General features: G+C 70.7%; 11 protein-coding genes. 10 read left to right on the top strand and 1 reads right to left on the bottom strand.

All coding sequences use genetic code 11. The annotated features are described in order from the left end of the window. Positions 1–9 precede the first annotated feature (9 nt). Positions 10–1278 carry an ABC transporter substrate-binding protein gene (locus tag C9992_RS09730; protein WP_235008171.1) on the top strand — a complete coding sequence of 423 codons (1269 nt, stop codon included), beginning with the start codon at positions 10–12 and terminating at the stop codon, positions 1276–1278. 298 nt (positions 1279–1576) lie between these two features. Here C9992_RS09730 and C9992_RS09725 read toward each other — a convergent pair whose 3' ends face one another. After that, positions 1577–2233 carry a GntR family transcriptional regulator gene (locus C9992_RS09725; RefSeq protein WP_106815420.1) on the bottom strand — a complete coding sequence of 219 codons (657 nt, stop codon included), beginning with the start codon at positions 2231–2233 and terminating at the stop codon, positions 1577–1579. A gap of 235 nt (positions 2234–2468) precedes the next feature. Between C9992_RS09725 and C9992_RS09720 the strand changes: the two genes are divergently transcribed. The 9 genes from C9992_RS09720 (at position 2469) to C9992_RS09680 (ending at position 12671) form a co-directional block, all read left to right on the top strand. Then, positions 2469–3965 carry an aldehyde dehydrogenase family protein gene (locus C9992_RS09720; RefSeq protein WP_106815419.1) on the top strand — a complete coding sequence of 499 codons (1497 nt, stop codon included), beginning with the start codon at positions 2469–2471 and terminating at the stop codon, positions 3963–3965. 202 nt (positions 3966–4167) lie between these two features. Then, positions 4168–5067, top strand: coding sequence for a transporter substrate-binding domain-containing protein (locus C9992_RS09715; protein ID WP_106815418.1), 900 nt, complete (start codon positions 4168–4170; stop codon positions 5065–5067). A 7-nt stretch (positions 5068–5074) separates the two neighbouring features. Then, positions 5075–5998 (top strand): amino acid ABC transporter permease, encoded by a 924-nt coding sequence (locus C9992_RS09710; RefSeq protein ID WP_106815417.1) that lies wholly within the window; start codon positions 5075–5077, stop codon positions 5996–5998. Further along, on the top strand, positions 5995–6804 hold the full coding sequence (locus C9992_RS09705; RefSeq protein ID WP_235008170.1) for an amino acid ABC transporter ATP-binding protein: 810 nt from the start codon (positions 5995–5997) through the stop codon (positions 6802–6804). Before C9992_RS09710 ends, C9992_RS09705 begins: the two co-directional genes overlap by 4 nt. Next, a complete protein-coding gene (locus C9992_RS09700; protein ID WP_106815416.1) occupies positions 6801–7928 on the top strand; it encodes a CapA family protein in 1128 nt (375 codons plus the stop codon). The genes C9992_RS09705 and C9992_RS09700 overlap by 4 nt, the downstream gene beginning before the upstream one ends. A 1-nt stretch (position 7929) precedes the next feature. Further along, positions 7930–9174, top strand: coding sequence for a CaiB/BaiF CoA transferase family protein (locus C9992_RS09695; RefSeq protein WP_106815415.1), 1245 nt, complete (start codon positions 7930–7932; stop codon positions 9172–9174). Next, positions 9171–10214 carry a 2-hydroxyacyl-CoA dehydratase family protein gene (locus C9992_RS09690; protein ID WP_106815414.1) on the top strand — a complete coding sequence of 348 codons (1044 nt, stop codon included), beginning with the start codon at positions 9171–9173 and terminating at the stop codon, positions 10212–10214. The genes C9992_RS09695 and C9992_RS09690 overlap by 4 nt, the downstream gene beginning before the upstream one ends. Beyond that, positions 10211–11470, top strand: a complete 1260-nt coding sequence (locus C9992_RS09685; protein ID WP_106815413.1) for a 2-hydroxyacyl-CoA dehydratase family protein — start codon at positions 10211–10213, stop codon at positions 11468–11470. Before C9992_RS09690 ends, C9992_RS09685 begins: the two co-directional genes overlap by 4 nt. Before the next feature lie 4 nt (positions 11471–11474). Further along, a complete protein-coding gene (locus C9992_RS09680; protein WP_106815412.1) occupies positions 11475–12671 on the top strand; it encodes an MFS transporter in 1197 nt (398 codons plus the stop codon). Positions 12672–12674: the final 3 nt, after the last annotated feature.

Genomic DNA, 12674 nt, shown 5'->3' with positions numbered 1-12674 from the left:
GGCAGGACCATGAGCACGAACCGCAGAAGGATGCGCATCGCCTCGGTCGTCGCGGGGATCGGCATCGTCGCCGTGCTCGCCGCCGGATGCTCCCGCGGCGGCGGGACGCCCAACAGCACCGACGACGGCGGGGGCGAGGCGAGCCCCGGCATCACCGACACATCGATCACGCTCGGCATCACCACCCCGCTCTCGGGGCCGACCGCCGGACCGGGCACCTGCACGGTCGCCGGCATCACCGCGTACTTCGGAGCGAAGAACGCCGACGGCGGCGTCGAGTTCGGCGACGGCAAGACCCGCACCGTCGAGATCGAGGCGCTGGACGACGAATACGACCCGCAGAAGGCCAAGGCCAACTACGACCAGCTCAAGAGCAGCGTGTTCGCGATGACGGCCGGGCTCGGCACGCCGACCAACCGGGCCTGGCGCGAGGCGGCGATCGCCGACGAGGTGCCGCAGGTGCTGATCATGACCGGCGACCCCATCTTCAGCAACACCGAGGAGAGCCCGTGGCAGCTCGGCTTCGTGCCGATCTATCAGAACGAGGGCGAGGCGTTCGGCAAGCTGCTGGCCGAGTCGAGCGAAGACCACAAGGTCGCCATCCTGTCGCAGAACGACGACTACGGCGAGGGGTACGTCGAGGGCTTCAAGAGCGGCATCGAGGGCGCCGACAACATCGAGATCGTCAAGGAGCTCACCTACGAGGCCACCGACACGTCGGTCGACGCGCAGCTCACCGAGCTCGCCGGGTCGGGCGCCGACGTCTTCTTCAACGCGATGTCGATCACCCCGCTGGTGATCTCGTCGCTGCAGAAGTCGCAGGAGCTCGGCTGGCTGCCGAGCTGGTTCCTGCCGTCGAACACGTCGAGCCCGAGCGCGATCCTCGAGCCCGGTGGGGCGACCGCGTTCCCCGGCGTCTACACCGTCGCCTTCGCGCAGTCGGCGGCGGCTCCGACCTTCGCCGAGAGCGAGGAGGGCGCGGCGTTCCTCTCCGAGCTCAAGGAGTACGCCGACTACCCCGACACGCCCGCGTTCCCGCACTGCGTGTGGTCGTACCAGATCGGCGCGACGCTGGAGCAGGTCTTCGCCAAGATGAGCGAGCCCACGCGCGAGGAGTTCATGAAGCAGCTGCGGACCATCTCGGGCTACACGGCTCCGCTGATGCTCGAGGGCTCGTCCGTCGACACCACGGTCGACGGGCAGCCGGCGGTCTCCACCGTGCAGGTGCAGAAGTACAACGGCAAGGGCTACGCGCCGGCCGAGTCCTGGGACCAGTGACCTGAGCCCATCGAGGGGCGGGCGGAGGCATCCGTCCGCCCCTTCTCGCCTCACCGGGGGCGTTTCGTCTCGGTCGCTGCGCTCCCTCGCTCAACGACCGGGCGGGGTCGGTGTGCTCCCTCGCGCAACGACCGGGCGCGTTTCGTCTCGGTCGCTGCGCTCCCTCGCTCAACGAGCGGGTGAGTCGGTGTGCTCCCTCGCTCAACGACCGGGCGCGTTTCGTCTCGGTCGCTTCGCTCCCTCGCTCAACGACCGGGCGGGGTCGGTGTGCTCCCTCGCTCAACGACCGGGCGGGGCGCTACTCCATGCCGTGGAGGACCTCGACGATCCCGGAGAGGTGGGCGCGGGTGGCGGCCTCGGCGGCGTCGGGGTCCTTCGCCAGGATCGCGTCGATGATCGCGATGTGCTCGGGCGCGGAGGTGGCGGCCCGGCCGGGGTGGAACGCGAGGCGGAACTGATGCCGTGCGGACTGCGCGCGCAGCCGCTCGAGCAGCTGCGTCGCGGTGCCGTGGCGGCTGAGGTCGCGGATGCGGCGGTCGAGCTCCTGGTTGAGGCGCGAGTACGCCATCAGATCGCCGGATCCGATGGCCTTCTCGATCTCGCCGCGCAGCGCCCGGAGCTGGTCGGCGTCGGCCGGTGTCAGGTTCTCGGCGGCCTTGCGCGCGCACAGCGTCTCGAGCCCGATGCGCACCTCGACGATCTCGATCGCCTCGTCGACGGTGATGGCCCGAACGCGCGCGCCCCGGTTGGGCAGGCGCTCGACCAGGCCTTCGCCAGCCAGATTGAGCAGTGCCGTGCGCACCGCCGCGCGGGACGCGCCGTAGCGTTCGCTGAGGTCGGCCTCGATGAGGCGCTGATGCGGGGCGAACTGGGCGTCGAGGATCGCCTCGCGGATCTGCTGCGTCAGGTCGGGACGCTCCGTGGCGTCGTCGCTCAGGACCGCGGCATCCGTCATCTCGGTCGTCCCCCTTCGACACACCGGTTCGTCCACTGACACTATCTCGCGACGGCCGATGCCTCCGGAAGCATCCCACACGAAATCATCGCGAATATCGTCGACAATCTTGATTCACGCGCATGCGAGAGGCACGCTGGTCATGCATCCATCCGCGCACCCGATCGCCGGTCCCGGCGGCCCCGCGGGCGGAGGCGGCGACCCGGACAGGACCAGCACAGAGAGGTGGCGTTCCATGGGCGAGACGACGACGGGGACTTCGGTCCGCACAGGGCTGTACATCGGGGGTGAGGAGCGCTTCACCGACGACGTGCTGACGATCCCCGACCCGGGAAAACCGGGCGTCGTGGTCGGCGAAGCGGCCGCGGCATCCGCATCGGATGTGAAGGATGCGGTCGCCGCGGCGAAGGCGGCGTATCCCGAGTGGTCCGCGCTCAGCGCTCAGGAGCGCGCCCGCCGGATGACCGAAGCGATCGCGGGCATCGCCGACGAGCGCGACGAGGACGCGGCGATCCTGTCGCAGGAGAACGGCAAGATCCGCCTGGAGGCGTGGATCGACGCGCTGGTGTTCGAGCTGCGGTGGAACCTGGCGCTCATGCTGGCCGACGAGGTCGACGGTGGCAAGACGCTCCCGCCGGTGCCCGGCGCGATCCCCGTCTCGACCGAGGTCTCGTACCAGTCGCTGGGTGTGGTGACCGTGATCGTCCCCTTCAACTGGCCGATCGCGATCCTCGGGGCTTCGCTCCCGCACGCCCTGCTGGCGGGGAACACCGCGATCGTGAAGCCGCCGCCCTCGGCGCCGCTGGCGACGACGCGGGTGGTGCAGCGCGTGGCCGAGAAGCTGCCGCCGGGCGTGCTCAACGTCGTGACCGGTCGCGACCAGGACATGGCGGATCTCATCCAGCACCCCGACGTCGCCAAGGTGTGCTTCACGGGGTCGGTCAACGGCGGCAAGCGGATCATGGAGATGGCGTCCAAGACGCTCACCCGGGTCACGCTCGAACTGGGCGGCAACGACGCGGCGGTGTTCCTCGACGACGCGATCCTCGACGACGAGCACCTCGACCGGCTGTACGCGGCGATCTACGACACCACCGGCCAGATCTGCATGAACGCCAAGCGCGTCTTCGTGCACCGGTCTCGTCTCGACGAACTGGTGACCGGCCTCACCGCTCGCCTCGAGAAGGCCGTGCTCGGCTACGGGCTCGACGAGGGCACCACGATGGGACCGCTGCACCAGCCCGCGCAGAAGGCCTTCGTGGACGAGATCATCCAGGAGGCCAAGGATGCCGGCGCCGACGTCCGCGAGTTCGGCGAGCTGCCGGACGGTGACCTCGCGGGCGGCAACTTCGTGCGCCCGGCGATCGTCGTCGACCCGGACCCCGGGCTGCGGGTGGTGACGCAGGAGCAGTTCGGCCCCGTGATCCCCATCATCCCGTTCGACACCGAAGAAGAGGCCGTCCGCCTGGCGAACGACACGTGGGGCGGCCTATGCGGCTCGGTCTGGACCGCATCCCCCGACTCGGCCCAGCGCGTGGGCTCGCAGCTCGTCTGCGGCTACGTGTGGGTCAACGACCACGGCGCCACCCGCCTGGACCTGCGCGCACCGTTCGGCGGCATGAAGCAGTCCGGCTTCGGTCGCGAGCAGGGCATCGAGGGCGTCCGCGCCTTCCAGGACACCCGTTCGATCGCCACCATCGACCCCGAAGCTCTGGCATCCATGGCTCACTGAATCCGTTCCCGCAGAAAGGGCGGACCTCTCCGTGCGCGGAGGGGTCCGCCCTTTCGTTCGGGTGACACCTGCCGCGTCCGTCGACCGTGAGCACCGCAGAATGGTGGGCAGAACTTATAGTTGAGAAAATCAACCATCAACTTTTATGATGTTCTTACGTCGGCAGGAGCCGGCGCCATCTGCACAACGATGTGGAGTTCCCATGCGTACCAGCACTGCCGTAGCCGTTCCCCTTCTCGCGGTCGCCCTTCTCGCGGGCTGCTCTGCGCAGCCGGCGACCGACGCCGCCCCCGAGGAGTCGACGGCTCCCAGCGAAGCTCCCCTCTACGATCAGCTCCCCGACGCGATCAAGGAGGCCGGGGTCATCAAGATCGCCGGTGACACGCACCCGCCGTACCGCACCATCGAAGAGGGCGGCGAGATCACCGGCATCGATCCCGACCTGCAGGCCGCTCTGACCGAGCAGCTCGGTGTGCCGTTCGAGATCGTCACCTCGTCGGGACTGGACGCCATGCTCACGGGCATGCTGTCGGGGCGCTACGACGCCTTCAACGGCCCGGTGCGCACGACCCCCGAGCGCGAGGCCGATTTCGACGCCGTCGTGTGGATGACCACGCGGACCTCGTACGTCTTCCTCGACGAGCGCGCCGACGAACTGGACGACCCGGAGGCGCTGTGCGGCTCGCGTGTGGCCGGCGTGACCGGCTCGGTCACCGAGAGCCAGCTGGCCCGCTACAACGAGTGGTGCGAGGCGGAAGGCCTCGACGCCGCCGAGTTCATCGGGCTGGAAGACAGCAACGCCACGTTCCTGGCGGTCAACTCCGACCGCGCCGACTACGCCGGCACGACCCAGTCGGCGGCGATCGACCTGCAGGCCTCCGACCCCGACCGCTACGGCTATCTCATCCAGAGCGACGAGCAGGGCGCCGGCATCGACCAGCTCGCCATGTTCATGCCGAAGGGCAACGGCCTGGCCGAGCCCATGCTGGCCGCCTTCGAGGCCATCTTCGAGAACGGCGAGTACGAGCGGATCATGTCCGAATGGGGCATCGAGGATGCCGCCGTCGACGCGCCCGTACTCAACCCGATGACGAGCAAGTGAGGCGAGAATGACTGATCTCACGACGCAGCCCGTGCGCAATCCGTTCGCGGACCGCACGGTCGACGTCGCGAACGCCCGACGGCGGATCCATCCCTGGCGGGTGGTCGTCGGCATCCTGCTGGCGCTGGTGACCGTGCAGATCGTGGTGTTCTTCGCCACCAACGACCGGTTCGAATGGCCCGTCGTCGCCGAGTACCTGTTCAACCCGAGCGTGCTCATGGGTCTGGGCATGTCGATCATGCTCACCATCGTCGGCATGGTTCTGGGGTCGCTCCTCGGAACGGCCCTGGCGGCCGGCCAGCTCAGCGAGTTCCGGCCGCTGCGCTGGGCGTGCATCGTGTTCGTCGGCGTCTTCCGCGGCGTCCCGCCGCTGGTGCAGCTGATCTTCTGGTACAACCTCGCCTACCTCCTGCCCCGGCTCGCGCTGGGGGTGCCGTTCGGTCCCGAGCTGTTCAGCTGGCCGACCAACGACCTGATCACTCCGCTCACCGCGGCGATCATCGGACTGTCGCTGCACGAAGCCGCGTACATGGCCGAGATCATCCGTGCCGGCATCCTCTCGGTGGACTCCGGACAGCGCGATGCGGCCGCGGCGATGGGATTCAGCCGCTGGCACTCGTTCACCCGCGTCGTGCTGCCGCAGGCGATGCGCGTGATCATCCCGCCGACCGGCTCACAGGTGATCGCGCTGCTGAAGGGCACATCGCTGGTGAGCGTGATCGCGATGGGCGATCTGCTGCACTCCGTGCAGGTCATCTACAACCGCACGTACGAGGTCGTGCCCATGCTGATGGTCGCGGTGATCTGGTACCTCGTCGTCGTCACGGCGCTCACGCTCGTGCAGCGCCGGGTCGAGCGCCATTTCAGCAAGGGGATGTCGCGGGCCGCGGTCGCGCGGCGGACCGCCGAACGAGTGGAGGCGACCGCGTGAACGATCGCACGCAGGAATCCCTGACGCCGGTCCTCCAGGTGGTCGGGCTGCGCAAGAGCTACGGCGACCACCTGGCGCTGGACGGCGTCGACTTCGAGGTGCACGCCGGAGAAGTCGTCGCCGTGCTGGGCCCGTCCGGCTCGGGCAAGTCCACCCTGGTGCGCTGCATCGACCAGCTCGAGTCGATCCAGGGCGGCGCGATGTACCTCGACGGCGAGCTGCTCGGCTATGAGCGCCATCGCGAGGGCATCCGTCCGCTCCGCGACGCCGACGTGCAGCGGCAGCGCCGCCGCATGGGGATGGTCTTCCAGCAGTTCAACCTCTTCCCGCACTGGACCGTGCTGCGCAACATCACCGAGGCGCCGATCAAGGTGCACGGCGTGCCGCCGGAGAAGGCCAAGGCGCAGGCGATGGAGCTCCTGGCCCGCGTGGGGCTGGCCGACAAGGCCCAGGCGCACCCGCGCCAGCTGTCCGGCGGTCAGCAGCAGCGGGTCGCCATCGCGCGGGCCGTCGCGACACAGCCGCGCATCCTGTTGTTCGACGAGCCGACCAGCTCACTGGACCCGGAGCTGGTCGACGAGGTGCTGCAGGTGATGAAAGACCTCGCGGAGTCGGGCATGACGATGATCGTGGTGACGCACGAGCTGGACTTCGCCCGCCACGTGGCCGACCGATGCGTCTTCATGGCCGACGGACAGGTGATCGAAGACCGCCCGTCGGCGCCGTTCTTCGACCACCCGGAGTCGACGCGGCTGCGCACCTTCCTCACCCGTACGTCGGGGGCGGCCGTCGGCGAGGTCGCGTGATCACGATCCACGCCGTCGGGGACCTGGTCCTCGAGCACGGCGACGCGCGCGCGCTGCTGGCGCCGGCCGCCGGGCGGCTTCGCTCGGCGGATCTGGTGATCGGGCAGCTGGAGATCCCGCACCTCGAGGCGGGGATCGTCCAGACGACAGACGTCCCGGCCCTGCCCGGTCCACCGTCGGCACTGGACGCGCTCGCCGAGGCCGGGTTCGGCATCCTCACCCTGGCAGGGAACCACGTCTACGACTTCGGGCCCGACGGGATGCGCGAGACGGCGCGACACTGCCGGGAGCGCGGCATGCGGACGGCAGGCACCGGGGAGACGATCGAGGAGGCCTTCGAGCCGGTCATCGAGGAGGTCGGCGGCGTGCGCGTCGCCGTCCTGAGCGTCAATTGCGTCGGCCCCCGCGAGAGCTGGGCGACGTCGTTGAAGCCCGGCGCCGCCCATGTCGAGGTCATCACGCACTACGAGCCGCGCGGCGCCAACCCCGGCGGTCCACCCCGGGTGCATACGTTCGTCGAGGCATCCAGCCTCCAGCGCTTCGTCGCCGCCGTCGCCGACGCCGCGACGCGGGCCGATGCCGTCATCGTCGCCCTGCACAAGGGGCTCGTTCACGTGCCCGTGGACATCGCGGCGTACGAGACGCAGATCTCGCATGCGGCGGTGGATGCCGGGGCCACCGCCGTCATCGGGCACCACGCGCACATCTTCAAGGGCATCGAGGTCTATCGCGGTCGTCCCGTCTTCCACGGGCTCGGCAACTTCGTGACGGTCACCGCGGCGCTCGCCGCCGCATCGGACGACGCACCCGAGCGCGCGGCATGGGCGCGGCAGCGCCGACGGCTGTTCGGCTTCGATCCCGACCCGTCGATGCCGCACTACCCGTTCCACCCCGAGAGCCGGAACACCGCGATCGCCGCGCTGAGGATCGGCGACCACGGCATCGAGGCCGCGCTGGTGCCGTGCTGGATCGACGACGACGCGCGCCCGGTCCCCGTGGACCGTGGATCCGCGCGGGGCGAGCAGGTCGCTGACTACCTGCGCCGGATCACCGCCGAGGCCGGGTTCGCCACCGAGCTCGAATGGGACGACGACCGGCTCGTCGTCCGGACGAAGGAAGACTGACATGAGCGCCACCGACGGCCCCCTCGCGGGCAAGACCGTGATCGATCTGACCACCGCTCTCGCGGGCCCCTACGCCACCCTGCTGCTGGCAAGCCTCGGTGCCCGCGTGATCAAGGTCGAGAACCCCACCCGTGGCGGCGACTCGTCGCGGAACAACTCGCCGTACGTCACCGCCGACGGCCTGCAGATGCGCCGCTCGGCGCCCGACGACATGTCGGTCTCGATGATGGCGCGCGGCCGGGGCAAGGAGAGCATCACGCTCAACCTCAAGCACCCGCAGAGCCGCGACGTGTTCTTCGACCTCGTCCGCCACGCCGACATCGTGGTCGAGAACTACAGCGCCGGTGTCACCCGTCGCCTCGGCATCGACTACGCCGCGGCGCAGCAGGTCAATCCCCGCATCGTCTACACCTCGATCAGCGGCTTCGGCGCCCAGGGCGTCGCCGGCGAGGGAAAGGCGATGGACACCATCATCCAGGCGCTCAGCGGCGTCATGATGACCGCGGGCGAACCGGGCGACGCGCCGATCCGGTTCGGGCTGCCCATCGGCGACCTGGTGGCGCCGCTGTTCGCGGTGATCGGCACCCTGGCCGCCGTGATGGATGCCGAGGCCACGGGTGAGGGCCAGCACGTCGACGTCTCGATGCTGGGCAGCCTCACTTCGCTCGTCGCGTGCGAGCCGTTCGACGCCCTCGAATCCGTCGGATTCCCGTTGCGGACGGGTTCGGTGGTGCCGCGGCTCGCGCCCTTCGGCACATTCCAGGCCGCCGACGGCTGGTTCGCCATCTGCGCGCCCACCGATCAGTTCGCCGAGGGCACCCTGGCCGCCATGGGAAGCGCCGAGCTCGTCGACGACCCGCGCTTCGCGTCCCGCGACGCGCGGGTCACCCACGCGGACGAACTGCACGGCATGATCGCGGAATGGGCCGCGTCACGCTCCACCGCCGAGATCCTCTCGGCCTTCGAGCACAACGGCGTGCCCGCGGCCCCGGTCCGCGACACCGCCACCGCCGTCCGCGACGACATCGTCACGAGCCGGCGCGAGGTCGTGCCGCTCGTGCACCCGCGCTACGGTCACCTCGACGGTCTCTACGGCAGCGGGCTGCCCGTGGTGTTCTCCCGCAGCCGCGCCGACCTCTCCCGCCCCGCGCCGGGCCTGGGCGAGCACACCGACGACGTGCTGGGCGGGCTGCTCGGGTACGACGAGCAGCGCGTCGACGAGCTGCGCCGGGACGGAGTGCTGTGACCGGCGCGCGCCCGGTCATCGGCATCGTCGGGAACGACGTGCCGCGCCAGCTCGTGCTCGCCGGCGGTGCGATCCCGCACCGGCTCACCGGCTCGTGGAGCGGCCCGATCGACCCGGAGGCGCGGGATCTCCTCGGCGCAGCCGATGCGGTCGCCGCACGCATCCTGACCGAGGTGCGCGCCGGGCGCGCGCAGTGCGACGCGCTCGTCGTGTGCGCGGACAGTCAGGCGCACGTCCGGCTCTTCTCCGTGCTGCGGGCGACCTCGCCCGACCTGCCGCTGCATCTGCTCGACCTGCCGCGCTCCGCATCCGCCGCCGCGCGACGGTTCGCCCGGTTCCAGCTCGCGCGTCTGGCGACCTTCGTCAGCGACGTCACCGGTCAGGTGATCGACGTCCCGGCGCTGGCGTCGGCGGCCCGCACGGAGCGGGAGCTCGGCGACGCGCTGCGGCGGCTGCGGGAGCGCCGGCGGGCGGTGCCGTCGCGGTGCCTCGGCTCCGTCGCGCTCCAGGCGTACCTCGACGCGTCCCGCCTCGACCCCGCGACCGCTGCGGCGCGGATCGATCAGGCGCAATCCGAGGTGCCGGCAGGTGCGGTGCGCGTGCACGCGACCGGGTCGAATCATCCGGATGCCGCCGCCTATCGCGTGCTCGAAGAGCAGGGGTGCACCGTGGTGAGCGAGGACCACGACACCGGCGACCAGGCGTGGCTGGGGGTGGCGGTGGACGGCATCGACGTCGACGAGACGATCGAGCGCCTCATCGACGCCCACTTCGACCGCATCGGCGCTCCTCCCGTGGCCTCCAGCGCCGCGCGAGCCGGTCTGACGCGGGATGAGGCCACCGCTTCCGGCGCCGAGGTCGTCGCCGGCCTCATCCGCGAACTGGACGAAGCCCCGGCATGGGACATCCCCGATCAGGCGGCGCTCTTGGGCGAACGTGGCGTCGCCCTTCGACTCCGCACACGCGTGCGCCCGGGGGACGAGCTGCAGGCGGCCGGCGATCTGGCCCGCGAGATCACCGAAGGGGCGGCATCCCGATGAGCCGGAACGTCGACTTCGGAGAGCGGCTGTCCAGTGCCGCGGCGGCCACCGCGTACCAGAAGGACTGGTTCCACTCGCTCTCGGAGCGCGTGCGGGAGGGGGCTCCGCTGGCGCTGGCCAACGCGGATGCGCCGCATGAAGTGCTGCGCGCGATGGACATCCCCTACGTCGTGAACCAGTGGTGGTCGTCGATCATCTCGGCCAAGCGCGCCGGTGCCGCCAGCCTCGCCGCGGTGGCGGCCAGGGGACTGCCGGACTACAGCAGGCAGTACGACGTGCTTCCGCTCGGAGCGCAGGAGCTCCCGGCCGAGGACGCCCCGTGGGGCGGGCTGCCGGAGCCGCGGTTCGCGATCGCCGAGCGAGGCGGCGACGTCACCCACAAGATCTTCGAGCAGTGGGGGCGCCGCGCGGACACCGAGACGTTCCTGCTGTCGCGCACCGCCGCGGATCCGGCGCCGGAGGGCTGGTGGGATCTCGTCGCCCACCGCTGGGAGGACGTGTTCGGCGCCGAGCGGATCGACCTGCTGCAGGGGGAGATCGAGGAGCTCATCGCATGGCTCGAGGAGCGCCTCGGACGCGCGCTCGACCGTGGACGCCTGGCCGAGGTGATGGCCCTGGGGAATGAGCAGGCGGAGTGGAACCGGCGCACCCGCGGGCTGCTCGCCGAGGCCCGGCCGCTGCCGGTGCCGGTGACCGACATCATCCCGAGCGTCATGGTTCCGCAGTGGCACCGCGGCACCGAATGGGCGGTGCAGGCGGCACGGCGCCTGCACGACGACGTCGCGCGTCGGATCGACGAAGGCGCCGCGGTGTGGCCCGCAGAGCAGCGCCGCCTCATGTGGATCGGCCGCGGCCTGTGGTCGGACCTGGACATGTACCGCTCGTTCCAGGAGGAGTTCGGCGCGGTGTTCGTCTGGTCCATGTACCTGGCGATCGCCGCCGACGGCTACGCGCGGTACGGGGCGGACCCGGTGCGCTGCCTGGCGGCACGCTTCGTGGGACTGACCGACCTGCTCTACGTGCCTCCGATGTCGTCCTCCTGGTACGTGAAGGAGGCCATCGCGCACGGGGTCGACGGTGTCGTCCACCTGGTCGCCGACGACACGCCGGGCGGCGCCCTGATCACGGCGGCGCTGGAGGACCACGGCATCCCCGTTCTCGAGATCCGGGGCAGCAACGCCGATTCCCGCTCCACGGCCGGCGTGCGCGAACGGATCGCCGCGTTCCTGCGCGACCGCGTGGCACCGAGCGCCTGATCCGGTGACCCGCTGGCCCGTGTTCCGGCCGTTCTCGAACGGCCGGTTCTCGCTCTACTTCGGCGGGCAGGTGGTGTCGAACATCGGCACGTGGTTCCAGAACCTCGCGCTGTCGCTGGTGGTGCTGGACGCCACCGGGAGCGCCCGCGCGCTCAGCGGTGTCACGATCGCCCAGTTCCTGCCGCTGCTGCTGCTCAGCGTGCCCGCGGGACGCCTCGCGGACCGGGTGCGCCCGCGCACGATCCTGCTGACCACCTCGCTGCTGTCGGCCATCGTCGTGGCGGGGCTCGCCGCGGCGACGCTCGATCCCGACGCGCCGGTCGCCACCTATTACGCGCTCGTCGCCGCGCTCGGCACCGTGAACACCTTCGAACGCGTCGCCGCGCAGGCGATCATCTTCGAGCTCGTGGGCCCCGGTGAGCTGGGTCGCGCGGTGTCGCTCAGCACGATCGCCGCGGCCTCCGGCCGGTCGATCGGTCCCGGGTTGGCCGGTCTCGCGTTCGAGGGCCTGGGCGCGACGGCGTGCATGCTGGTCAATGCCGGCTCGTTCCTGCTCGTCTTCCTCTCGATGGTGCTGATCCGCCCCTCGCAGCTGCACGTCCGCGAGACGCGGAGCCGCTCCCACACCGCCGACGCATACCGGGTGCGCAGGGACCGGGGCCTGGTCACCCTCCTCATCGTCAACGCCGTCGTCGCGCTGCTCGGCCTCAACCTGATGCTGGTCCTCACCGCCACGGTCTCCCTCACCTTGGACGGCGATGCGACCGCGGTGGGGGCTGTGCACACGCTCAACGCGCTCGGCGCGATCCTCGGCGGCATCCTCGCCGCGGGCAGGTCGAGCGTCACGGTGCGCTCGCTGATCGCGGCGTGCGGCGGGCTCGGGCTCGCGCTGCTCGCGAACGCCGCCGCGCCGGGCCTGGGCGTCCTGCTCGCGCTCGGCCCCGTGCTCGGGCTCGGCGTCGGCTATTACCAGGGCATCCTCAGCGCCGCCGCGCAGGTGAGTGTGCCGCCCCGACACATCGGGCGAGCGATGTCGCTGGTGACGGTCGGCAACTACGGGATGGTGCCGTTCGGCGCCCTGCTGATGGGCTGGGTCATCGACGAGTCGGGCGGACGGACCGCGCTGGCGATCGGGGGTGTCGCCGCGCTCGCGTGCGCGGGGTTCGTGCTGCTGCGGTCCCGGCGGACCAGCGAGGCCTGACGC

The organism is Microbacterium timonense (assembly GCF_900292075.1).
GTDB lineage: Bacteria > Actinomycetota > Actinomycetes > Actinomycetales > Microbacteriaceae > Microbacterium > Microbacterium timonense.
The sequence above is the reverse complement of the archived record's forward strand: the minus strand, read 5'-3'. Positions and strand labels throughout refer to the sequence as shown.